Below are 23,190 nucleotides of genomic sequence, written 5' to 3' on the forward strand. Positions count from 1 at the left end.
GTTACCCTCTCATCAGTCTCAAAATGTGCAGGCCGGCCGATTCGGCCAAACCCTGAAGGTCATAGCCGCCTTCGAGCAGGCTGACCATGCGGTTGCCGGCGCTGCGATCGGCGATCTCGTGCAGGCGCCCGGTCGCCCAGTCGAAATCCTCGGCGACGAGATTGATCTGCGCCAGCGGATCGCGGTGGTGGGCGTCGAAGCCTGCGGAGATCAGGATGAAGTCCGGACGGAAATTGGTGAGGGCTGAAAGCACCCGGCTACGGAACGCCTCGCGGAAATGCTCGCTACCCATGTTCGGCGACAGCGGTGCGTTGACGATGTTGCCCTTGACGCCCGTCTCGTCCTTGGCGCCGGTGCCGGGATAGAGCGGCATCTGGTGCGTCGAGCAGAAAAGCACCGAGGGGTCGTCCCAGAAGATGTCCTGCGTGCCGTTGCCGTGGTGCACGTCCCAGTCGACGATCGCAACGCGCTCGGCCCCATGAACCTTCTGGGCGTAGCGGGCGGCGATCGCCACGGTGTTGAACAGGCAGAAGCCCATCGCCTTGTTCTTCTCGGCGTGGTGGCCGGGTGGCCGCGCCGCGACGAAGGCGTTGTCGGTCTCGCCGGTAAAGACGGCGTCGACCGCGGCGGTCGCCCCGCCGATCCCGGTCAGCGCCGCGTCGAGACTCAAGGGGCTCGCATAGGTGTCCGCCTCGAAATTGTTGAGGCCTTCCTCCGGAATGGCGCGCCTGACGGCAGCGAGATGCTCTTCCGGATGGGCGAGCAACACGAGATCTTCGCTTCCCTTCTTCGCCTCGATCCGCTTGAGATCGGAGAAGTTCGGGTGTTCGAGCGCAAGGTTCAGCGCCTTCAGCCGGTCCGGCCGTTCAGGATGCCCCTCCGGAACCTCGTGTTCCAGAAAGACCGGATTTTCGTAGAGGAACGTGGTCATGTCCGGAACCTAGTGCTCCAACCCCGCAAGGTCCATGGCGAGGCGATGGAAAGGCGGAATTTTCAACAGCGCGGATCGATCAGCAACTTGCCGTCGCGGCCCGGATCCGCCTGATGCGCAAGCGCCGCGTCGAGCCGGCTCAGCGGATAGATTTCCGCGATGCGGCTGGAAAAGAGACCCGACCGCAAACCTTCGAAACTCCTGGCAAAGGCCGCCTCGATCGCCGGTCGCCCGGCCGAATGCACCCAGGTGCGCAGCCAAAGGAAGGAGAAGCGGATGTCCGGCCGCGCCTGGATCGCGGCCTGCGGCACCGGCACGCCACTGAGCGCCCCGTACTGGATGAAGGCGCCGCCGGGGTCGAGCGTGCGCTGGATGAGATCGCCGGCAAACGCACCGCCGACCGCGTCGATGATAGCATCGAGGCGAAGCTGCGGCACATGGCTCTCGTCGCCAAGCACGATGTGGCCGGGGACCTCGGTTGCCAGTCGTTCAGCGCTGCGCGCGCTTCGAACGATGCCGGTGGTATCAGCGCCTTCGCCGGCCAGCAGCTTCATCAGCATGCCGCCGATCGCCGAGCCTGCCGCGGTGACGCCGATACGGCGGCCATCGAGCGAGCCGAAATGCGTACGCAGCGCCTCGATCAGTTGCAGCGCCGTCAGCGGATTGACGTAGCAGGTAGCAGCATCGGTCTCGCCGATATCCTCGGGCACGGCGAAACACCATTCGGCCGGCCGGATCAGATATTCCTGCCACAGACCGCTGGCGCCGATCGGGACCACGCGGTCGCCGACTTTCAGCGTCGTGACGCCGGTGCCGATGCGCGTCACCGTGCCGAAGCCCTCGAAGCCGGGCACGAAGGGCAGCGTGGTGCGGGCGCTATAGGCGCCGGTCACCGGGATGAGATCGGACGGGTTGATGGCGGCGAGCGACAGCGCCACCTCGACTTCGCCCGCCGCAGGCGCCACGCGTTCGGCGTCGACGAGCGCAATCACTTGCCGGGGATCGCCGAACTGGCTAACGAGGGTGGAGCGCATCGTCAGGGAGCCTCGCATGGACGGCAGGGAGCTGGAGAACGTCACGGAAATCCGTATTCCGTTTCGCGATATAGACATGCACGGCCATATGCACAATGCCGCCTATTATGCCCATGCGGAGGCGGCACTTTCCAGCCTCTGGCGTCACCGTCCGCATGTGGTGAACGAGCCAAGCTATCTCGTGCGCCGCTCGGCCTGCGTCTATCACCGTGGCCTGCGTTACGACGAGCCCGCCCGTCTTACCGTCAACGTGGCGAAGGTCGGCGGCAGCTCGATCAGCTTTGTCGTCAACGTCGAAGCGCGCGGCCAACTCGCGGCCGAAGTCGAGGTTGTCTGGGTCGCAGTCGATCCGCAGCGCCACACGCCGCTGCCGCTGCCTTCAGCGACGCGCGAATGGCTGGCGGCCTATTCGGTCTAGCCCAAGCAATTCCAGGAAAAGTGCGAAGCGGTTTTCCGTCCGGAATTGCTGACCAACAGACCAATTCCAGGAAAAATGTGAAGCGGTCTCCATCCGGAGCTGCGCTGCTTAAACCGGATGGACCGAACGAAACAGCGCGACGATGCCCATGCCGCCGCCAACACCCATCATCGCCAGCCCCTCCGCGTCTTCCGGCGATGCGAGCATCTGCGAAAAGAGCCGAACCGTGAGGATCGCCCCGGAGGCGCCATAGGGATGGCCGAGCGCGATGGCGCCGCCGTCGAGATTGACCCTATCCGCGGCGATATCGAGCTGATCGAGGCTGCCGAGCACCTGCGAGGCGAAGGCCTCGTTGAATTCGATAAAATCGATCTTTGCCGGATCGAGCGCCGGTTGTCGGGCTTTCAGCTTCTGCATCGCCGGAACCGGGCCAAGCCCGAGCAGGTTGGGATCGACGCCCGCGGTCGCCGCATCGACAAATTCGAGCACGAAGGGAATGCCGAGCCGTCGCGCTTCGGCAAGGCTCGTTACCAGGACCACGGCTGCGCCGTCGTTGATCGGGCAGGCATTGCCGGCCGTCACCGTGCCGCCCTCGACGAAGACCGGCTTCAGCCTCTGCAGTGTTTCCATCGAGGCATTGGCGCGCGGGCATTCGTCGCGCAACACAGGACCTGCCGCTGTTTCGATCGCCACGATTTCGCGGGAGAACCGGCCGGCCAGATCGGCATCGACGGCGCGGCGATGGCTTTGAAGCGCAAAGGCGTCCTGCCGTTCACGGGAAATCCCGCAGGCGGTCGCGACGTTTTCGGCGGCCACGCCCATGTCCGGATCGCCGATCTCGTCCGGCGCCATGCGGGCGCGCTTGACCGGCGCGAGCTCGCCGCCGCGCTCCAGCGGCGGCCGCAGGCGGATATGCGCACGGCTGGCGCTTTCCGTGCCGCCGGCCAGATAGAAGCGCCCGGCGCCCGCCTGGATCATCCGCGCCGCAAGCGCGATCGCCTCCAGCCCGGAACCGCATTGCCGGTCGACGGTCACGCCCGGTGTCGAGACCGGCAGGCCGGCTTCAAGAGCGGCGAGCCGGGCGAGATTGCCGGCGCTATTGGCGGCATTGCCGAGAATGACGTCGTCGATCTCGCTCGTCTTAACGCCGGTATCGCTGAGAATTCGGGCGATCAGCGGTGCCGCCAGCCGCGACGGTTCGATATCGCGAAGCGTGCCGTTGACGCGGCCGATCGGTGTGCGGAGTGCGGCGACGATGACAGGTATGCGTGCCGGGTCAGTTGATGAGGTCGAGAGCATCGTTTCCATCCGCGATCCATTGCCTGAGCGTGCCCGCCGCTACCTTGCCCGACTGCGTCATCGGCATGTTCGCGCAGAGCCAGATGCGCCGTGGATGCTTGTAGCGCGGCAGCTGGGAGGCGAGATGACGCTCAAGCGCCTCCCGATCGAACATAGCACCTTCCGGCTCGATGACGGCGACCAGTTCGCTGCCGAGATCCGGGTGATCGAGGCCAAGCACGAGTGCCGCGTGAACGCCGGCATCGGCGACGAGCACCGCTTCCACTTCCTGCGGGTAGATGTTGTTGCCGCCCGAAAGCACCATGCCACCAGAGCGGCCGAGAAGGTGCAGGGTGCCGCACTCATCGAGGAAACCGACATCGCCGACCGTCGCCAGCGACCCGAGACGATGGAACCCGGCGCCGTCGGCGGCACCGATGTAACCGTCGGAGATGAGGGCGCTGTCGACGAAGATCGTGCCCGTCTCGCCGCTCGGCATTTCGCGCCCCTGGTCGTCGCGAATGCTGAGCGTGACGCCGGGAAAGGCGCGGCCGACGGCGGTGGCCGAAGCGGTATCGCCCTTGGTCGCAACGCTGATGAAGCCCAGTTCAGAGGCGCCGTAGTATTCGATGATATCGGCTTGCGGAAACGCGAGCGCCGCGATTTCTCGATCGTTTTCGGTCAGCTTCGCGCCGGCGACGGTGATCTGTTTGACCGACATTTGTGGCCGGCCGGCGGCTGCCGCGCAGAGCCGCCGCAACACGGTCGGCACCAGCGCCAGTCGCTGGACCGCTTTCGCCTCGATGACGGACATTGCCCGGGATGCCTCGAAATGTGTGGCCCCGATGAATTCGGCGCCGGCGACGAGGGTTTCGGCAAGCGCATAGAGCGTCAGCCCGTGCGCGAGTGGCCCGGGGGCAAAGGTGCGGGTGGCGCAATCGATGCCGAAGAAGGGCTCGCCCGTGGCCAGGCTCCTGCGCCACGAGCCGCGATCGCGGATGATCGCTTTCGGCGTGCCCGTCGTGCCCGAGGTGAAGACGATGAGGAACGGCTCGCTGTCGTCGCCGGCTGCGAGCGGCTTTCGCTCTTTGCCATCGGTCTCGCGGAAAGTCCGCGTCTCGCCGCTTGCGGGCGCTTGAAGCGACAGGTTGGCGCCATCGGCGCTGATGATGAGATCGGGCGACAGGCGATCGCGCATGGCCTGGCGCGCCGCCTCAGGCAGATGCGGATCGATTAGTGCGACGCAGTTGCCGCCGCTGGTGGCGGCAAGCAAGGCCGCGGCGAAGAGCGGATGATTGCCCGCCTCCAGCGCGATCAGCCGTGAGCGGTCGCCGAGCACGCTACGGCGCGCGACACTTCCGGCCAGCCCGTCGAACGTTTCGGCAAGCGTCCCGGCGATGCGTGCGAGGTCACCGAAAGTGAAAACCCGGCCTTCGATTTGGAAGGCCGGGGCATGCGGATGGTCTTGCGCGTGGCGACGGATCGCGGCGGCAAACGGCATCGGCTCAGGCGCGGGCCGGCAGCAGCGGATAGCCGGCGTAGACGGCGCGTGCGGCAAGCGTCGCGATCGCAGCCTTCAACAGGTCGCCCGGAATGAAGGCGAGCGAGCCGGCAGCGACGGTCATGAGCGGGGTGCCGGTGACGGCGGAAACCCAGGGCATGCCGATCGCATAGAGCACAACGATGCCGCCGAGGACGGAGGCGAGGAAGAAGCCGATGAACTGGCGCGTTTCTGCCTGGCCTTCACGCACGGTGCGCTCGGCGATCAGGCCGGTGACGAAGGTGGCGATAACCCAGCCGATGATGAAGCCGCCCGACGGGCCGGCAAACACGGCGAGACCGCCGCGGCCGCCCGAAAGCACCGGCAGGCCGATGGCGACCAGCAGCAGGAACAGCAGGAAGGCGAGCGCGCCGCGCTTGGCGCCGAGGATGCAGCCGGCGAGCATGACGCCCATGGACTGCGCGGTGATCGGGACCGGAATGAAGCCGAGCGTGATCGGCGGAATGAGGCCGAGCACGACGACGATCGCGGCGAAGAGGGCGATGAGCACGAGATCGCTGGTATTCATGTAGTTCCGGTTCCCTGTCTTTTAGAATTCGCGAATTTATTGACGGCGAAATCCGCGCGCGTCAATCGCCGCGGCAATCGTATCGGCATCCTTCAGCGTCAGGATGATCAGCGGCCCGATGATCGTCAACGGCCGAACAGGCAGTCCGCGAGCGCGGTGGGCTTCGCGGATCGCCTGATAGCGCGCAAAGATATCGGGAACGAAGCGCAGCACCAGCCCGAGCGCCAGGCTGACATCGGCCGCCTTCAGCCAGCCAAGCCGTTCCAGCGGGCTCAGGAGAATGGTGATCTCGTCCATGAAGGCGCTGATCGTCGTCGTCGCCGTGACGGCGGCAGCAAAAAGAACCAGCGCCATCAGCCGGAAAGTCAAAGTCGCGACCTCGGAAACCGAGACGTAAAAGAGATTGACGGCTGCCAGAAAGAAGATCGTCAGGAAGACGAAGCCGACGCGCTTCAGCGCTTCCTTGGGCGAGAGACCGACGGAGAGATAAAGAGCGGCCGCAACGACGAAGGCGATCGCCTGAACCGCGAGTGAGGCGCTCAGAAAAAGCCCGATGCTCGACGCCACGAGTGCAATCAGCTTGACCCTGACCGGCAGCCGGTGGAGCAGGCTGTTGCCCTCGATATGCAGGCTCGTCAGCATCCGGCGATCTCGTGATAGTAGCGGATCGCCTCTTGCGGGTTGCCGTCGAACGCAAGCCGGCCCTCATGGAAGAGCAGCAGCCGTTCGACAGTCTCGACGAGCCCGAGATCATGGGTGATCACCACCGTATCCTCCGGCAGGTCATCGATCGCCGTGGCGACACGGCGCCGGTTCTTCAGGTCGAGCTGGTTGGTCGGCTCGTCAAGGATCAGTATCTTCGGATCGGTAACGACGACGCTCGCCATGGCGACGAGCTGCGTTTCCCCGCCCGAAAGCTCATGCACGCGCCGCCTTGCCAAGTGTTCGATGCCGAAGCGCGAAAGTGCCGCCTGCATGCGGCGGTCGATCTCGTCACGCGAAAACCCGCGGTTCTTCAGCCCGAAGGCGATGTCCTCGGCAACGATCGGCATGATCAGCTGGTTGTGCGGATTCTGGAAGATGAAGCCGGCTTCGGAAAGCACGGCGCGATCGTCCCTGACGGTATCGAGACCGTTGACCGTGACGCCGCCGGAGGAGGGCTTCACCAGGCCGTTGATCAGGCGCGCGAAGGTCGTCTTGCCGGAGCCGTTGAGGCCGATAATGCCGATGCGTTTTTCGTTGAGTGTGAGCGTCAGGGGGTGCAAGGCCACCCGCTCGCCGAAGCGGACCGCGCAATCGGTAAAGCGGATGTCCATCCCGTTCCTCGCTGTCTCCGGCCCGCGCCGTTTTCGGGTTGCTCTATAGGCCAAGTGCGACAACAAGGGCAATGCTGTCCGCGGACCGATGCGGCATTTGAATTATGGGAATAAAAGCCTATTGTTATCGCTATGACGATTCGCCTTTCCAACAGCGACGCCCGTCGCATCTTCCTCGCCAAGCAGGGCCTTTCAGGCGCGCCCAATCGCGCGCTCGGCAAGGAGGGCCTGTTGAAGCTCATCCACGACATCGGCTTCGTGCAGGTCGACAGTATCGCCACGGTCGAGCGCGCCCATCACCAGATCCTGTTCTCCCGCAACCAGACCTATCGTCGGGAACATCTGACGGCGCTGCTGGAGGACGATCGCGACCTCTTCGAGCATTGGACCCACGATGCCTCGATCATTCCCAGCAGCTTCTTCCGCTACTGGAAGCATCGCTTCAAATGGGAAGGCGAGACGATCGTCGAGCGCTGGAAGGCGTGGCGAGGCGAAGGTTTCGAGAAAGGCTGCGACGACACCTATCAGCGCATTGCCGAAGGCGGCCCGGTGCTTGCCCGCGATCTGAAGGAAGCCGAACACCAGTCTGGTGGCTGGTGGAACTGGCATCCGTCGAAGACGGCGCTGGAAGTGTTGTGGCGCACAGGCAAGCTAGCGATCGCGCGGCGCGAGAATTTCCAGAAGGTCTACGATCTCACGGAAAGAGTGATCCCATCGCACCACAACGAGGGTGACGTCAGCCATCCGGAATTCGTCGACTGGGCCTGTCGCGGCGCACTGGAGCGTCTCGGCTTTGCGACCCATGGCGAGATTGCCGCCTTCTGGGATCTGGTGTCTCCCGAGGAGGCCAAGACCTGGGTGGCCGAACATCGCGACGAACTCGTGGAAGTGCAGATCGAAGCGATCGATGGCGGACGTCCGCGTGTCTCCTACGCCTTCGCCGGATTTCCGGAAGCACTCGGGGATATCCCCGAGCCGCCCGGCCGGGTGCGCGTGCTCAGCCCCTTTGATCCCCTCTTGCGCGATCGCAATCGCACGGAGCGGCTCTTCGGCTTCTTCTATCGCATCGAGATCTTCGTTCCCGAAGCCAAGCGCGAATATGGCTATTACGTCTTCCCGTTAATCGAGGGCGACCGGCTGATCGGCCGCATCGACATGAAGGCGGACCGCAAGCGCGGTAGCCTCGATGTCCGCAGGCTCTGGCTCGAAAAGGGTGTCCGCGCCTCGGCCGGCCGCCTGGAGCGCATCGATGCGGAGCTCGATCGGGTTGCCCGCTTCGCCGGCGTCGAGCGCGTGGAACGGCTCGACGGCTGGAACACGTCGCTGTAGCGACTTGAATCCGCACGTTGGCGTCGATCGGTGCGGATCGGGGGAAACTTGCGGCCCGTGATATTTTCCTTGGCTTGAACCCGCCGCCTTCCTAAATGGAGGCGATAGAAATTCCTGACGCGGGAGCGTGCCACTATGAACACCGATCTGATGAGCCTCTTCGATGCCGACGAGGCAACGGTCCGCAAGGTTCTCTCGGAAACGCTCGCCGGTGCCGACGACGGCGAACTGTTCCTCGAACATGCCCAGGCAGAGGTGCTGTCCTTCGACAACGGCCGGCTCAAGGGCGGCAGCTTCAACACCGACCAGGGCTTCGGCCTTCGCGCCGTTGCCGGCGAAGCGGTCGGTTATGCCCATTCCGGCGAGCTTTCCCTGTCGGCACTGCGCCGCGCCTCGGACGCGGTGGCGCAGGTGACGCGCGGCTATGCCGGCTCCTATGCCGCAGCCCCGCAGCGCACCAACAAGAAACTCTACGGCGACGAAAACCCGATCGGCGAGCCGAGCTTCGAGGCGAAGGTCGCGCTGCTCCAGGAAATCGACGCCTATCTGCGCGTCAAGGATCCGAAGGTCCGTCAGGTGACGGCGACCATCGCCGCTAGCTGGCAGGTCGTCGATATCCTTCGCGCCGATGGCCACCGCGTCCATGACGTCCGGCCGATGACCCGCATCAACATCTCGGTCGTCACCGGCGAAGGCGATCGGCAGGAAAGCGGCTCCTTCGGCACAGGCGGACGTCGTGGCTTCGGCGATTTCGTCACCGAGGAGAACTGGAAGATGGGCGCGGACGAGGCGCTGCGTCAGGCGCTCGTCAATCTCGAAGCGATCGACGCGCCGGCCGGCACCATGGACGTGGTGCTTGCCTCCGGCTGGCCGGGCGTCATGCTGCACGAGGCCGTCGGCCATGGTCTGGAAGGCGACTTCAACCGCAAGAAGACCTCGGCCTTTGCCGGCCTTTTGGGCGAGCAGGTGGCCGCCAAGGGCGTCACCGTCGTCGACGACGGCACGATCGAGGCGCGCCGCGGCTCGATCTCGATCGACGACGAGGGCACGCCGTCCGGCTACAACGTGCTGATCGAGGACGGCAAGCTGGTCGGCTACATGCAGGACCGGCAGAACGCCCGGCTGATGGGCATGCAGCCCACCGGCAACGGCCGTCGCCAGGGTTATGCCCATGTGCCGATGCCGCGCATGACCAATACCTACATGCTCTCCGGCGACAAGACGCCGGAGGAAATCATCGCCTCGGTCAAGAAGGGGATCTATGCCGTCTCCTTCGGCGGCGGCCAGGTGGACATCACGTCGGGCAAGTTCGTCTTCGGCTGCACCGAGGCCTACCTGATCGAAAACGGCAAGATCGGCGCGCCGGTCAAGGGCGCCATGCTGATCGGCAACGGCCCGGATGCGATGAAGCGGGTGACCATGGTCGGCAACGACACCAAGCTCGATACCGGCATCGGCAATTGCGGCAAGGCCGGCCAATGGGTGCCGGTCGGCGTCGGCCAGCCGCATCTGCGCATGGACCAGATCACGGTGGGCGGCACGCAGGCGTAAGTTCCGGTGGCGGTCTTCGTGCTTTCGTTCCTGTCGCCGGAGACCGCTACGCCCAGCCACGAACTGCGGTTCGATGGGGATGCGGGAGACATCGCGCGTGCCCTGGACCTGGACGGCGGCGCCATTGCCGACCATGCCTGTTACCTGCTTGACCGCAAGGATCTGACTGCGCTTGCCTCGGCGCTCGGGTTTGTCTTGCCGGATACGGGGGAGGAGGCCCTGCTTCGCCGGCCACACCGGATCGATGCAACGCCCTACCTCGTCCATACCGGCTACGAACTTCCGCTGATGCTGGAAGGGCGCAAGCCCTTTGCCTATTTCGGCGACGATCCCGCTTCGCCTTGGCTCGAGGAAACGAAGGCGCTCTTTGCCCCGCATGTTGCCACCGGTGTGCTGCTGCTGGACACGTTCGAGCTGGCAAAGATGTGCCCGACGACCACGGGAGGCGAGAAAGAGGAGCGGGTCCGCTATTTCCTCTATGCGCTGCCGGGCGAGACCTGGCGCTTCGAGCGCTTCAGGAAGCGCTGCGACCAGCTCTTCTACAATTGGCGTCCATGGACGGATGAAGATGAGCGCGAGGAGGGATTGCTTCTCGGCTACAGCGAAGAGCAGTGCGACTGGTGGATGGCCAATCGCGCCCACAGAGCCGCAAGCGCGTGAAGCTGCGGCGAACCGCTGCCGTCAGCCGCGCGACGGCAGCATCATGCAGTCATAGGAGCGCTGCTTGAGAGCGTCACAGGCGGCCGCGGCCGCATCCTTGCTCGAAAAGCCGACGAAGCGGGCGCGGTAGATCGCCTTGGCACCCTTACCGACGGCTTCCGTATAGGGCGTGGCGCCTGCGAGCGGCGCACCGGCCTCCGAGCGCGCCTGCGCCAGCAGCATGCGCGCAGCCTCGGCCGAAGGTGCGGCCGAAATCTGGATCTGCCAACCGCCTGACGCTGCCGGAACCGCAGCGGTCGTTTCGATCTCGGCAAGTTCCGTCGGGCGTTCCGCCGGGATCGCGGTCGTCGACGTCGCCGCAATCAGGGCGGCAACCGAATCCTGCTTGGCCCGCTGCGGTGCGGCGTAGGGCATCGGAACCTCGGATGTTGCGACCGCGGCCACTTCGACGGGGGCTTCGACCGTCTTGCCACCGCGCGTCGACGCCACGAGCTGCCGTCCACCCTTGGCCGCCTTGCCGACGTGACGATCGAGAAGGGCCGCCATCTTGGCGTCGCGGCTGCGCGCCGTCTTGCCGCCGAGCACGACGCCGACCACCCGGCGATTGCCGTCCTTGACGGCGCTGACGAGGTTGAAGCCGGAGGCATTGGTATAGCCGGTCTTGATGCCGTCCATGCCGTCGTAGCGGTACATCAGGTTGTTGTGCCCCCGCACCTTGCGGCCACGGAAATTGAAGCTTTCGGTCGCAAACAGCCGATACTCCCTGGGGAAGTCGCGCATCAGCGCCACGGCGAGCGTCGACATCTCGCGGGCCGTCGTCACCTGCTTGCTCGCCGGCAGGCCGGAGGCATTGATGAAAACGGTCTTGCTCATGCCGAGCTGCCGCGCCTTGGCGGTCATCATCCGGGCGAAATTCGCCTCGGAGCCGCCGAGCTTCTCGGCCATGGCGGCTGCGGCATCGTTGCCCGAGCGCACGATCATGCCGAGGACCGCCTCGCGCACCGTGATCGTCATGCCGGACTTGAGGCCGAGACGCATCGGCGGCTTGGCAGCCGCCGCCTTCGAAACCTTGATCTTGCTGTCCCAGGAAAGCTTGCCGCTCCTCAGCGCCTCGAAGGCCATGTAGACCGTCATCATCTTGGTCAAGGAGGCCGGATGGTTGAGGACATCCGCGTTTTCGGACGAGAGGACCTTGCCGGTGCGCGCATCCAGCACCAGCGAGGCGCTTCCGGCGACGGCACTCGCCGTCCCGAGCGCCAGTGCGAAGGTCGCCAGCAGGAGGCAGCGCAGAGTTTTCATGTCGATCCCCGTCGAAAGGCGCCCGCGGTCAGGCGCAAAGCTGTTTCGTTTTGTGACAAGATCCGTGTCTTTGCTGCAACTTTAGGGCGGAATGTGGCAAGCCGACCTTGTTTTCGGGGTTGTGGTAAATGGCCGATGAACGCTCTCCCCGTTCAACAAGGTTTAACGCCCTCGCCGTTAACTTTCCAGGCTTGCAGGCCGCGCGGGGAGCACGTGGGCCAGATTTCTGGGGGCGACCATCAAGGGCATGATCAGGACAATTGTTCGCCGCGCCGCAATTGCCGGCGGGCTGGAAGTCGCCGGGGGCCTGAGCCGCGCCGGGCTGATGGCCGGCGCGCGCGGGCAGGGGGCGATCTTTACGCTGCACCATGTCCGGCCCAAGCTTGCCCGTGCCTTCGATCCCAACGCCCATCTGGAGATCACGCCGGAATTTCTCGATGTCGCGCTGCGGACGCTGAAGCGCGACGGCTATCGCTTTGTCCCGCTCGAACACTTGCCGCAGGCCTTGGTTGCCGAGGGCGGACCGGTCGCCTGCTTTACCCTCGACGACGGTTACAGGAACAATCTCCAGCACGCCTTGCCGGTCTTCGAGCGCCACCAGGCGCCGTTCACGGTGTTCGTTGCCGGCGGTTTCGTCGACCGCACCCATACGCTTTGGTGGGAAACGCTCGCCGATATGCTCGAAACGAACGAGACGCTACACTTTGACTTCGGCCGCGGTGTAGAAACACTGCAGGCGTCGACAACGGCCGAAAGACAGGCCGTCTTCAATCGCTTCGCGGCGTTCATTCACGGCCATGACGAGGCAAAGGCGATCGCTTCCCTGAACGCTGCCGCCCGTGACCGCGGCATCGACCCCCTGTCGATCACCGAAAAGCTGACACTGGACGAGGCCGGGTTACGGCGCCTGATCGAAAGTCCTCTGGCGAGCCTAGGTGCCCACACGGTCAGCCACCGCGCGGTCGCGCGCCTGTCGGATGCCGAGGCGCGGCGAGAGATCGAGGGATCGCTGCGGCGGGTCGAGGCGATCACCGGTCGGCCGCCCCAGACTTTCGCCTATCCCTATGGTGACGCGCCAGCGGTATCCGCACGCGATCATCGCATCGTCGCCGATCTGGGTCTTACCTTGGCCGTCACCACCCAACCCGGCACGCTCACGGCGCGGACGCAATCCAGCCCTTATGCGCTCCCGCGCATTTCGCTGAACGGCCATTTCCAGCGTGCCCGATACGTCTCGGCGCTGGCATCCGGCATCCCGTTCCGCCTGACGGCCGGGTAGAAAAGGCGAGTTGGACAGCCGAGCGCTTTGGCGTCAATTGAAGGCAAAAGCCATGAGAATGCTGTCCTGGTAAACGCCGCCGTATTTCCAGTCGCGCACGCGGCGACCTTCGATTTGGAAGCCAAACTGCGCATAAAGCGCCCGGGCCGCAGCATTCTCATCAAGAACGGAGAGTTCGATGCGTTCCAGCCCCCGCTCGCGACCACGCTGCATCGCCAGTTGCAGAAGCCGGCCGCCGATTCCCTTGCTGCGATAGGTGGCGAGAAGCCCCATGCCTAAGGTGCCGACATGCGCGCGAACGGGCGAAGCATCCAGCCGGATATCGCACCAGCCGATCACGCGATCGTCGACTGCTACGATCTGGGGTGCCCGGCCGCGATGCAGGTCGGTCATGTATGCGGCAAAGCCGTCGAAGGGTGGAGCGCTCAGCCGTGAAAGCCAGCGGCCTTCCTGGGCAACCTCGTCGAGGCAGCGGTGACAGCCGGCGACATCGTCGAGCGTCGCGTCACGAACATCGATCGTCATCAAAAGCCACTCGATGAAAACGCCCGGCTTGGGCCGGGCAAAGAATAATATCCGCTCGGCCACCTGCATGGCCGGGCGTCGTCATTGCATCTGGCGTCTCTCTTGCAAGAGACAGGCAGGCTAAGGGTACATACGTACCTTTTCCCAGCCGCCTTCGGGCGTTTCACGGCGAAACTCCATCCGGTCATGCAGCCGGAACGGGCGGTCGTGCCAGAATTCGATCGACGTCGGGCGGATGCGGAAGCCCGACCAGTAGCTCGGGCGCGGGATTTCGCCGAGGGCGTGGCGGGCGGTGTACTCGGCAACGGCCTTCTCCAGCGCGAAGCGGCCTTCGAGCGGTCTCGACTGCTTCGAGGCCCAGGCGCCGATGCGGCTGCCGCGCGGCCGGCTCTTGAAGTATTCGTCCGCCTCCTCGTCGGTGACGATCTCGACCGGGCCGCGCACGCGCACCTGCCGACGGAGCGATTTCCAGTGAAAGCACATCGCCGCCTTGCGGGCGCCGAGGATCTCCTCACCCTTCTGGCTTTCGAAATTCGTGTAGAAAACGAAGCCGCGTTCGTCGAAACCCTTGAGCAGAACCATGCGGACATTCGGCAGCCCGTCGGCATCGACGGTCGCGAGCGCAACCGCGTTCGGGTCGTTGATCTCGCTGCCTTCCGCGTCCTTCAGCCATGTGCCAAACAGGGAAAAGGGTTCATTTGATTCGGTGAAGTCACCGCTTGTTAACTCATTCGCCGCCATTATTGCGTTCCAATGCCGTGATGTCTGGCGCGGAAATGCTTCGGGATGAGCCCGACCGGTGTTTCCGCATCGAAAATGTCGGAGCCTGTATGTTGACCTTGTCGAGAAACGTGCGGCTCCAGCGAGTCTGACAGGATTGCCGTGCAAGACATAGCAAAGTGGATCGACGCCAAGAAGGGGTATTCCTTCGCCTTGCTGCGTAGCGCGGCAATTTGCCTGCCGGTCCTGGCGCTGTCCGGCTGCATGGGGGCTGGCCTCGACCTTTTCGGCAACGGTGTCGACCGCACGGTTTCGACGGGCACCGTTCCCGTCGCCAAGACTTCCGATGGCCTTTCCGACGCAGTGATGGTTCGCAATGCCGTGACGTCGGCCGAACTCAACAGCGGCGCCATCAATCCAATTCCCTGGGCCAATGCGACCTCCGGCAGCGCCGGCGTCATCAGCAGCATCCAGGAAGACCGCGCCAGTGGCATGCTTTGCCGCCGCTTCACCACGACGCGTCATTCTTACGAGGGCATCGCCAAGTTCGACGGCAGCACCTGCCAGGGCGGCGACGGCGCCTGGTATCTGACGAGCTTCGGCCCGCGCGCCTGAGCTGCGCCCGACCCAAGTCGTTGAAATCGGTGGTTAACCACGTTTCGGCAAATGCGCGCATGACGGCCCACGATGCCGTCCCAATGGCCGCATGAGCACCCGTGGCTAACCACTATTTAGCAACTTCTCCTGATCATCGGCATTCAACGGACGGGCGACGATGGCGCCTGCAATCGGGGCGAAGGCGGGCGTCAGGGAGCGGCTGCCGATCAGAGAAGATGGTAAAACCATGCGTGATCCCTATGTGATCCTCGGGGTACGGCGCAACGCCGGGCAGGATGAAATCAAGGCCGCCTGGCGTTCGCTGGCAAAGGCCGTGCATCCGGACCACAACCAGGACGACCCCAACGCCGCCGAGCGTTTTGCCGAGGCCGGCAAGGCCTATGAACTCCTGCGCGACCCGAAGCTCAGAAGCCGCTACGATTATGCGCGCCGCGAGGCCGAGCTTCGTCGCATGGAGGCGATGAAGGCGAAGATGCGGCCTCAGGAAGAGGCACCCGTCGACGCCGAGACCGCCGAGGATGCCATTTCACAGATTTTCGGTGCGGAGACCCGCACCAAGTCGGCCCGGCCCTCCCCAAAGCCCACACCCAAGCCAGCGCCCAAGCCGGCTGCGGCGGCGAAGGAGCCGGAGCGCCCGGCCCAGGCTTCCGAAAGCAAGCCGGAACCAACGCCCGAGCCCCAGCAGGAAAGCGCTCTCAAGACCGAGACGCCGCTGATGCAGCGTGCAGCCGCACCGGCAGCCGAGCTTGTGGCGGCGATCGTCCGGCGCATCCGGGGGCGCGCGGCAAAGACGGCCGAGAAAGTACCTGATCTTCCCGTCGATCTCGCCGTCAGCATCGACGACCTGATCAACCGCCAGCGCCTCTCCGTCGAGCTTCCTGACGGCGAAAGCCTGAAGGTGCAGATCCCACCGGGCGCCGTCGACGGTCAGAGCATTCGTCTGGCGGAGCAGGGCTATCGGGTGACCGGCATGACCCGCGGCGACGTCGTCGTCACGCTCAGGGTTGACCAGGGTGGGACGTTCCGCGCCCGCGGCCTTGATCTCATGACCACTTTGCCGGTCGACCTGCAGGGCGCCGTGCTCGGTTGCGAACAGGTGCTCGAAACTCCGGTCGGGCAGGTTACCGTGGTCGTTCCGGCCTGGTCCGGCTCGGACAAGGTCATCCGTCTTGCGGGCAGGGGGATGCCCGGCGCTTACGGTACGCATGGCGACCTGCTGGTCGAATTGCGACTGGTTCTGCCCGAGGCGCCCGACGACAAGATCACCGATTTGATGAAGTCGCAACGCGACGGCCTCTATCTGTGACGGGTCATTTGTGACAGTTCGCTGACACATTGACCCAATATTACGGGGACTAACAGTTCCTGATCTCAGCCGCGCTTGAACCACCCTTGCGGCTATGCCATAGGCAATTCTCGACATTTTGCCGCACCCGTTCTCGTGGGGCGTCTTTGACATTTTTGATCTTTGGCACCGGCGCCCGCCGATGCTGGAATAGTATTGGGGACTTACCATGGCTCAGGCATCCGGTCTGATGAAGGGCAAGCGCGGCGTCATCATGGGCGTTGCAAACAACCGTTCCATCGCATGGGGCATTGCCAAGGCCATCCACGCGCAGGGTGGTGAAGTTGCGTTGACCTATCAGGGCGACGCTCTGAAGAAGCGCGTCGAGCCGCTGCTTGCGGAAATCGACGGCTTCATGGCCGGCCATTGCGACGTCAGCGACGAAGCCTCCATCGATGCCGTCTTCGATACGCTCGAGAAGCAGTGGGGCAAGATCGATTTCGTGGTGCACGCGATCGGCTTCTCCGACAAGGACGAACTGACCGGCCGCTACGTCGATACCTCGGCCGACAACTTCGCCAAGACGATGCAGATCTCGGTCTACTCCTTCACCTCGGTTGCCCGTCGCGCTGAAAAGCTGATGACGGACGGCGGCTCGATGCTGACGCTGACCTATTACGGCGCCGAGAAGGTCATGCCGAACTACAACGTCATGGGTGTCGCCAAGGCTGCTCTCGAAGCAAGCGTCAAGTACCTCGCTGTCGACCTCGGCCCGAAGAACATCCGCGTCAACGCGATTTCCGCCGGCCCGATCAAGACGCTGGCTGCCTCCGGCATCGGCGACTTCCGCTATATCCTCAAGTGGAACGAGTACAACGCGCCGCTGCGCCGCACCGTCACCATCGAGGAAGTCGGCGACGTCGGTCTCTACATGCTTTCGGACCTGTCGCGCTCGGTCACCGGTGAAGTGCACCACGCCGACAGCGGCTACCATGTCGTCGGCATGAAGGCAGTGGACGCGCCCGATATCTCCGTGATCAAGGACTGACCGAACCGCAAAGTCGGATTCGGCAGCCTGCTGCCCGGAGACATGTTGTGCTGATCTATGTGATCCGTCACGGACAGACCGACTGGAACGCCGAAAGCCGGCTCCAGGGGCAAAAGGATATCCCTCTCAATGACTTCGGTCGCCAGCAGGCGACCGGCAACGGCGTCGCGCTTGGAGGCATCCTCGGCGCCGATATCAGGCATTTCGACTTCGTCGCCAGTCCGCTCGGCCGCACCCGCGAGACCATGGAGCGCGTCCGGCGGGCCATGGGGCTCGATCCGGAGGCCTACCGCACCGACGAGCGGCTCAAGGAAGTTTCCTTCGGCGATTGGGAAGGACACACGCTGCCCGAACTCAAGCGCTCGGCGCCGCAGCGGATCGCCGAGCGGCGCGCCGTGAAGTGGGACTTCATTCCCCCCGGTGAGGACGCCGAGAGTTACGAAATCCTGTCCTGGCGCATAGCTGCCTGGCTCAGGGACGTGACGAAGCCGACGGTCTGCGTCAGCCATGGCGGCGTCATTCGTGTGCTGTTCAAGCTTTTCGGGGAAATGGAAGCTGAGGAGGCTGCGACCGCGGCGATCCCGCAGGACCGCCTTCTGCGGATCTCCGGCAACGCCATCGGCTGGGTCTGAAGCCTGGGGCGTAGTTTGGCGCGGTGGCGCGCAATGTGCTTCACATGGATGCCCGCGTGCGGGGCATCCGAGAAACCTGCTTCCAGAAATGTGAAAATCGGCTCGTCCGAACCGTGCAGTGGCCGCTAGGAAAGGCCACGCCTTGTTATTGAACGATTTCGAGGTCGTTGATGACCCTTTTGCCGTCCACTTCCGTGTAGAAGACGAGAACTTTTACGCCGGCCTTTAGGCCTTCGAAATTGAATTCCTCGGGCGCCTGGTAGTTCTTGCCGTCGTCAAGCGACAGGCTCAGCCTATCGGTATCAACACCCGTAATGGTAGCTTCAACGTCGGCGCTTTCGGCCAGGGCGGACAAGGGGGAGAGCAGCCCTGCGGTGGCCATGAGTGCGGCAATAACAAAACGCATTCTTCTTGCCCTCTTCAACGTTTCTGCGAACATCCTTGTCACTCCCTTTGATCCCCGATTGTGGCAAAAATTGCCTTGCGGCGTGGCTTTTGGCCGGACGCCCCGCTTTTTTTGATGGTCTATCCGAACTCTGGAGACTGGACGGCGATACCGTATTTTTCAAGCGGGCAGGGGCCGAACTCCGGGTATCGGCGGGGTGGTTTCCCCATGAATTATAGGGTTTGCCAAGGAATTGTGACGAAAGCCAATCTTAAGACTCGCTCGCTACCTTTGGTTGGGGATCGAGGGGAAGAGATTGAAGATCATTGACGTTCTGCGCCAGCGCATTCGGGCCGCCGCCAGATTTGCGAAACCGTCGCTCATTCCGGCGGCGATCGCTGGCCTTGTCGTTTTTACGGGCGGGCATGTCTATGAGCGACAAAATCGCGAGAATTTCCAGAACGACCTTAGGATCGACGTCGAGAACGAACTGAACCTCATTGCCAACCGGCTGCAATCGGAGGTTAATACCAGCATTGCGGCGTTGAACGGTTTTGCCAACAGCATCGGCGTCCATCCGGCCATGACGTCAGACGATTTCACGGTCATGGCGACGAAGCTCCTCCTGCAGAACCCACAGATGGTGCGCGCTTCGGCAGCGCCGGGCGGCGTGGTGCGGATCGCCTTTCCGCGCGAGAGCCAGCAATGGTTCGTCGGCAGCGACTTCAACCGATTCGGCGCGACAAGACACGCCATCGAGCGCGCGTCCTCGACGGTCAGGCCAGTGATGATCGGCCCGATCCGGCTGCCGAGCGGCCGCAATGGTTTCGAACTGTTCCTGCCGGTCTTCTCCAAGATCCAGGGCCGCATGGAGCGTTGGGGCTATGTCGAGGCCATACTCGACGAGAAGGCGCTTTACCGCGCGGCACGCCTGCTCGAATCGGGCGGCGAAGCGCCGGAACTGGCGCGGGATCACCGCCACATCGACGTTCATCTGGCGATCCGCGACATTTCCGAGCCGGAGCGCATACAGGATGCGTTCTACGGCGACGACGCTCTCTTTCGCGCCGCGCCGGTCAAGCGTCGGTTGGAGCTCGCCGGCGGCGTGTGGGAGCTTGCGGCCATGCCGGTCGGTGGATGGAAGCAGCTTCCCGAAAACAGCAGCTTCATCCAGATGGCGATCGTTGCCGCCGTCACGGTGGTGGTCATCCCGATCCTCCTGGCCGGCGGCCTCGTCAACGAGCGACAGCGCAACATCGCCAAGCTGAAGGCGCGGGAAGGGGAGGTGATGACGCTGTCTCATCGCCTGAACCTGGCGCTCGACGCGTCGAAGATCGGGATCTGGGAGATCGACGTCGAGAGCCAGCAGCGCTCCTGGGACGACCGGATGTTCCACCTGCACGGGCTGGAGGCCCATGTGGACGAGCCGACATATGACGAGTGGCGGGCGACCGTGCATCCGGACGATATCGGCATTGCCGCCAACGCGCTCTTCCGCAGCCTGGACGATGGCCTGGAATACCGGTCGCAGTATCGCGTCCTCCTGCCCGACGGAACGATGCGCCATATCCGCAATGTCGGATCCAGCTACCGCGGCGCCGACGGACGCGCCAAGGTCACCGGCATCAGTTGGGACGTCAGCGACGACGTGGCGAGAAATGAGCGGTTGAGCGCCGCAAAGGCGCAAGTCGACCAGCAGAACCACGAACTTGAGCAGGCGCTGAAGGGGCTCTACGAGCGTGAGCAGGATCTCGAACTGCTGTCGCGCCGGCTCGATCTGGCGCTCGATTCCTATCGCTGCGGCATGTGGGAGGCCGATCTCGACAGCGGCCTGACCTATTGGGACGACCGCATGCACCAGCTTTACGGTCTCGTTTACACCGACGGCATCACCAACGAGGAGACGTGGCTGACTGCGCTTCATCCCGATGACCGCCGGCCTGCGCTCGATGCGGTCAACCGCGCCATCGCGATCGATGAAACCTATGTGCATCAGGCACGCGTGGTGCTGCCGACCGGCGGCGTCCGCCACATCCGCTCGGTCGGCAAGCTGCATGTATCGCCCGATGGTGCGCGCAAGTTCGTGGGCATGGCGCTCGATGTCACCGACGACGTGTTGATGACCGAGCAGCTGCGCGCGGCAAAGGCGATGGCGGACGCGAAAAACGCCGAACTGGAGCAGGCGCGCGTGCGCATCGAGCACAATGCGCTGCACGATCCGCTAACCGGGCTTGGCAACCGCCGCATGCTCGACAAGGCGCTGGAGCGCCTGACGTCGTCGCCCGACGGTGATCGGGAAGACATCGCCATCCTTCATATCGACCTCGACAGGTTCAAGCAGATCAACGATACGCTCGGCCATGCCGCCGGCGACGCCATGCTGGTCCATGCCTCCGAGATCCTCAGGGCGAACACCTCGCCCGGCGATATCATCGCGCGGATCGGCGGCGACGAATTCGTGGTTGCCGTGATCGGGGCTGTCGGCGAGGCCGCACTTGCGCCGCGCTGCGACCGCATCATCGCCGCCATGCGGCAGCCGGTCGATTACAACGGGTTTCCCTGCCGCTTCGGTGTCAGCATCGGTGTCGCGGTCGGGGAAGGCCCGGAAATCGACGCGCGCAAGCTGCTGGTAAACGCCGACATCGCGCTCTATCGCGCCAAGGAAGCTGGCCGAAACCGCTATCAGTTCTTCACCGAGACGTTGCAGGCGGAGGTGGTGACCGCCAAACGTATCGCCGATGAAATTCTCGAAGGCATCGAGCGGGACGAATTCGAGCCCTGGTACCAGCCACAGTTCGACGCGACCTCGCTTGCGCTTTGCGGCGTGGAGGCGCTGGTGCGTTGGAAGCATCCGCGCGAGGGTATCCTGACGCCGGACCGTTTCCTCGGGATCGCCGACGAACTCAACGTCACCGCTGCGCTCGACCGGCTGGTTCTGGAGAAAGCCCTCAAAGACCAGATGCGCTGGGCCGCCGCCGGCGTGCGCGTTCCCAAGATTTCGGTCAACGTCTCGGCCAAGCGGCTTCAGGACGACGATCTGCTGCTTTCGCTTGAAGGCCTGAGCATTGCGCCCGGCCAGATCTGTTTCGAGCTGGTGGAATCGATCTTCCTCGATGAGAGCGACGATATCGTCGCGACCAACATCGAGGGTATCAAGCGACTGGGTATCGACATCGAGGTCGACGATTTCGGGACCGGGCACACCTCGATCGTCAGCCTGTTGAAGATCAAGCCGAAGCGGCTGAAGATCGACCGCCAGCTCGTGGTCCCGGTCCTGAGCGCACGCAGCGAACAGGCGCTGGTTCGCTCGATTATCGAGATCGCACGCTCGCTCAACATCGAGACGGTGGCCGAAGGTGTAGAGACGATGGCGCATGCCGAAATGCTCGGCATCCTCGGCTGCGACGTGCTGCAGGGCTACGCCTTTGCGAGGCCCTTGAGCTCCGAGAAGTTTCTCGCCTTCGCAACCGAGCGGGGTCTGCGCCTGGCATCGTGACGGAGGATGTCGCGCTGGGTCGCGAAAGTCTTTCCCCGTCTTCGGCTTTCCACCACAGCGCCGCGCGTACTTTGAGACGCGCTAAGGCCGCTATAGCACTCTGAAGTGCTACATAATTTTGTCCTTAAATCGATATCGATTTGAGGAATTATGCAGTAAGAGAGGGCATCCGCGTACAAACGTACGGCCGTTGCTTGCTTAGGGTCGGTTGCCTTCATGTCGCATAACACTTTCGGTCATCTCTTCCGCGTAACCACCTGGGGCGAAAGCCACGGGCCGGCGCTCGGCTGCGTCATCGACGGCTGCCCGCCCGGCATCCGTTTCACTCTCGCCGAACTCCAGGTCTGGCTCGACAAGCGCAAACCCGGCCAGTCGCGCTTTGTGACGCAGCGCCGCGAGGACGATCTGGTCAAGGTTCTCTCCGGCGTCATGTTCGACGAGGACGGCGAGACAATGATCTCGACCGGAACGCCGATCTCGATGCTGATCGAAAACACCGACCAGCGCTCGAAGGACTATTCCGAGATCGCCAAGCGCTATCGCCCGGGCCATGCCGACTACACCTATGATCTGAAATACGGCATCCGCGATTATCGCGGCGGCGGGCGTTCGTCGGCGCGCGAAACGGCGGCACGTGTGGCTGCCGGTGGTGTCGCTCGCAAGGTCGTGCCGGGGCTCGTCGTGCGCGGCGCACTCGTGCAGATCGGCAAGCACAAGATCAACCGCGCCAACTGGGACTGGGCCGAGGTCGACAACAACCCCTTCTTCGCGCCGGATCCGGAGATCGTGCCGGTCTGGGAAGAGTATCTCGATGGCATCCGCAAGTCGGGATCCTCGATCGGTGCCGTCGTCGAAGTGGTGGCCGAGGGCGTGCCCGCCGGCATCGGTGCGCCCATCTATGCCAAGCTCGACCAGGACATCGCCTCGAACCTGATGTCGATCAACGCCGTCAAGGGTGTCGAGATCGGCAACGGCTTCGGTGCGGCCGAAATCACCGGCGAGGAGAATGCCGACGAGATGCGCATCGGTGCCGATGGCAAGCCGGTCTTCCTGTCGAACCATGCTGGCGGTATTCTCGGTGGCATCGCCACCGGCGAGCCCGTAATCGCGCGTTTCGCCATCAAGCCGACCTCGTCGATCCTCACCGAACGGCGCTCGGTCGACAGCGACGGCAACGAGGTCGACGTGCGCACCAAGGGGCGCCACGATCCGTGCGTCGGCATCCGTGCGGTGCCGATCGGCGAGGCGATGCTTGCCTGCACGATCGCGGATCACTACCTGCGTGACCGCGGCCAGACCGGTCGCCTCAAGTAATTC

At 64.0% G+C, this 23,190-nt stretch carries 22 protein-coding genes; 11 read left to right on the forward strand and 11 right to left on the reverse strand.

The window, feature by feature from the left end; genetic code table 11:
* Nucleotide 1: 1 nt before the first annotated feature.
* Complete coding sequence (locus M2267_RS04230; protein ID WP_429112692.1) at nucleotides 2-931, reverse strand: histone deacetylase family protein; 930 nt, start codon at nucleotides 929-931, stop codon at nucleotides 2-4.
* 62 nt (nucleotides 932-993) lie between these two features.
* Nucleotides 994-1,965: a zinc-dependent alcohol dehydrogenase family protein gene (locus M2267_RS04235; protein WP_429112694.1), complete on the reverse strand. Its 972-nt coding sequence runs from the start codon at nucleotides 1,963-1,965 to the stop codon at nucleotides 994-996.
* A 16-nt stretch (nucleotides 1,966-1,981) separates the two neighbouring features.
* Between M2267_RS04235 and M2267_RS04240 the strand changes: the two genes are divergently transcribed.
* Nucleotides 1,982-2,383, forward strand: a complete 402-nt coding sequence (locus tag M2267_RS04240) for an acyl-CoA thioesterase (RefSeq protein WP_429112695.1) — start codon at nucleotides 1,982-1,984, stop codon at nucleotides 2,381-2,383.
* A gap of 108 nt (nucleotides 2,384-2,491) precedes the next feature.
* Here M2267_RS04240 and M2267_RS04245 read toward each other — a convergent pair whose 3' ends face one another.
* From M2267_RS04245 to M2267_RS04265, 5 genes are read right to left on the reverse strand one after another with little or no spacing between them, the layout of a single operon-like run.
* Nucleotides 2,492-3,682 (reverse strand): thiolase family protein, encoded by a 1,191-nt coding sequence (locus M2267_RS04245; RefSeq protein WP_429113041.1) that lies wholly within the window; start codon nucleotides 3,680-3,682, stop codon nucleotides 2,492-2,494.
* Nucleotides 3,660-5,162, reverse strand: a complete 1,503-nt coding sequence (locus M2267_RS04250) for a class I adenylate-forming enzyme family protein (protein WP_429112696.1) — start codon at nucleotides 5,160-5,162, stop codon at nucleotides 3,660-3,662. The genes M2267_RS04245 and M2267_RS04250 overlap by 23 nt, the downstream gene beginning before the upstream one ends.
* A 4-nt stretch (nucleotides 5,163-5,166) precedes the next feature.
* Entirely contained in the window at nucleotides 5,167-5,730 is a 564-nt protein-coding gene (locus M2267_RS04255; RefSeq protein ID WP_429112698.1) for a biotin transporter BioY, read from the reverse strand.
* A gap of 36 nt (nucleotides 5,731-5,766) precedes the next feature.
* The gene (locus M2267_RS04260; RefSeq protein ID WP_429112700.1) at nucleotides 5,767-6,372 is read right to left on the reverse strand and encodes an energy-coupling factor transporter transmembrane component T family protein; all 606 of its coding nucleotides are present in this window, start codon (nucleotides 6,370-6,372) and stop codon (nucleotides 5,767-5,769) included.
* Nucleotides 6,366-7,046, reverse strand: a complete 681-nt coding sequence (locus tag M2267_RS04265; protein ID WP_429112702.1) for an energy-coupling factor ABC transporter ATP-binding protein — start codon at nucleotides 7,044-7,046, stop codon at nucleotides 6,366-6,368. The genes M2267_RS04260 and M2267_RS04265 overlap by 7 nt, the downstream gene beginning before the upstream one ends.
* A 132-nt stretch (nucleotides 7,047-7,178) precedes the next feature.
* Here M2267_RS04265 and M2267_RS04270 point away from each other — a divergent pair, with 132 nt between their 5' ends.
* The 3 genes from M2267_RS04270 (at nucleotide 7,179) to M2267_RS04280 (ending at nucleotide 10,586) form a co-directional block, all read left to right on the forward strand.
* Nucleotides 7,179-8,375 (forward strand): winged helix-turn-helix domain-containing protein, encoded by a 1,197-nt coding sequence (locus M2267_RS04270; RefSeq protein WP_429112704.1) that lies wholly within the window; start codon nucleotides 7,179-7,181, stop codon nucleotides 8,373-8,375.
* 135 nt (nucleotides 8,376-8,510) lie between these two features.
* Nucleotides 8,511-9,926, forward strand: coding sequence for a metalloprotease TldD (tldD, locus tag M2267_RS04275; protein ID WP_429112706.1), 1,416 nt, complete (start codon nucleotides 8,511-8,513; stop codon nucleotides 9,924-9,926).
* A gap of 6 nt (nucleotides 9,927-9,932) precedes the next feature.
* Nucleotides 9,933-10,586, forward strand: coding sequence for a hypothetical protein (locus M2267_RS04280; protein ID WP_429112708.1), 654 nt, complete (start codon nucleotides 9,933-9,935; stop codon nucleotides 10,584-10,586).
* A 21-nt stretch (nucleotides 10,587-10,607) separates the two neighbouring features.
* Here M2267_RS04280 and M2267_RS04285 read toward each other — a convergent pair whose 3' ends face one another.
* Nucleotides 10,608-11,885 carry a serine hydrolase gene (locus M2267_RS04285; protein ID WP_429112710.1) on the reverse strand — a complete coding sequence of 426 codons (1,278 nt, stop codon included), beginning with the start codon at nucleotides 11,883-11,885 and terminating at the stop codon, nucleotides 10,608-10,610.
* A 247-nt stretch (nucleotides 11,886-12,132) separates the two neighbouring features.
* Here M2267_RS04285 and M2267_RS04290 point away from each other — a divergent pair, with 247 nt between their 5' ends.
* Nucleotides 12,133-13,164, forward strand: a complete 1,032-nt coding sequence (locus M2267_RS04290; RefSeq protein ID WP_429112713.1) for a polysaccharide deacetylase family protein — start codon at nucleotides 12,133-12,135, stop codon at nucleotides 13,162-13,164.
* 33 nt (nucleotides 13,165-13,197) lie between these two features.
* Here M2267_RS04290 and M2267_RS04295 read toward each other — a convergent pair whose 3' ends face one another.
* Together M2267_RS04295 and pdxH are read right to left on the reverse strand one after the other, a co-directional pair.
* Complete coding sequence (locus M2267_RS04295) at nucleotides 13,198-13,758, reverse strand: N-acetyltransferase family protein (RefSeq protein WP_429112715.1); 561 nt, start codon at nucleotides 13,756-13,758, stop codon at nucleotides 13,198-13,200.
* 51 nt (nucleotides 13,759-13,809) lie between these two features.
* The gene (gene pdxH / locus M2267_RS04300; RefSeq protein ID WP_043619841.1) at nucleotides 13,810-14,430 is read right to left on the reverse strand and encodes a pyridoxamine 5'-phosphate oxidase; all 621 of its coding nucleotides are present in this window, start codon (nucleotides 14,428-14,430) and stop codon (nucleotides 13,810-13,812) included.
* Between the two features lie 141 nt (nucleotides 14,431-14,571).
* Between pdxH and M2267_RS04305 the strand changes: the two genes are divergently transcribed.
* From M2267_RS04305 to M2267_RS04320, 4 genes are all read left to right on the forward strand, one after another.
* Complete coding sequence (locus M2267_RS04305) at nucleotides 14,572-15,024, forward strand: RT0821/Lpp0805 family surface protein (protein ID WP_429112718.1); 453 nt, start codon at nucleotides 14,572-14,574, stop codon at nucleotides 15,022-15,024.
* A 229-nt stretch (nucleotides 15,025-15,253) separates the two neighbouring features.
* Nucleotides 15,254-16,333, forward strand: coding sequence for a DnaJ C-terminal domain-containing protein (locus tag M2267_RS04310; protein WP_043619843.1), 1,080 nt, complete (start codon nucleotides 15,254-15,256; stop codon nucleotides 16,331-16,333).
* A 208-nt stretch (nucleotides 16,334-16,541) separates the two neighbouring features.
* Nucleotides 16,542-17,360 (forward strand): enoyl-ACP reductase FabI, encoded by an 819-nt coding sequence (gene fabI, locus M2267_RS04315; protein ID WP_043619845.1) that lies wholly within the window; start codon nucleotides 16,542-16,544, stop codon nucleotides 17,358-17,360.
* A 47-nt stretch (nucleotides 17,361-17,407) separates the two neighbouring features.
* Nucleotides 17,408-17,992, forward strand: a complete 585-nt coding sequence (locus M2267_RS04320; RefSeq protein ID WP_043619847.1) for a histidine phosphatase family protein — start codon at nucleotides 17,408-17,410, stop codon at nucleotides 17,990-17,992.
* 145 nt (nucleotides 17,993-18,137) lie between these two features.
* Here the strand turns inward: M2267_RS04320 and M2267_RS04325 are convergent, their stop codons facing one another.
* Nucleotides 18,138-18,398, reverse strand: coding sequence for a DUF1344 domain-containing protein (locus M2267_RS04325; protein ID WP_043619849.1), 261 nt, complete (start codon nucleotides 18,396-18,398; stop codon nucleotides 18,138-18,140).
* A gap of 295 nt (nucleotides 18,399-18,693) precedes the next feature.
* Between M2267_RS04325 and M2267_RS04330 the strand changes: the two genes are divergently transcribed.
* Nucleotides 18,694-21,873: a bifunctional diguanylate cyclase/phosphodiesterase gene (locus M2267_RS04330; protein ID WP_429112722.1), complete on the forward strand. Its 3,180-nt coding sequence runs from the start codon at nucleotides 18,694-18,696 to the stop codon at nucleotides 21,871-21,873.
* 216 nt (nucleotides 21,874-22,089) lie between these two features.
* Entirely contained in the window at nucleotides 22,090-23,187 is a 1,098-nt protein-coding gene (gene aroC, locus M2267_RS04335) for a chorismate synthase (protein WP_205239339.1), read from the forward strand.
* The last annotated feature ends 3 nt before the right edge of the window (nucleotides 23,188-23,190 follow it).

The organism is Ensifer sp. KUDG1, from assembly GCF_050434285.1.
GTDB lineage: Bacteria > Pseudomonadota > Alphaproteobacteria > Rhizobiales > Rhizobiaceae > Ensifer.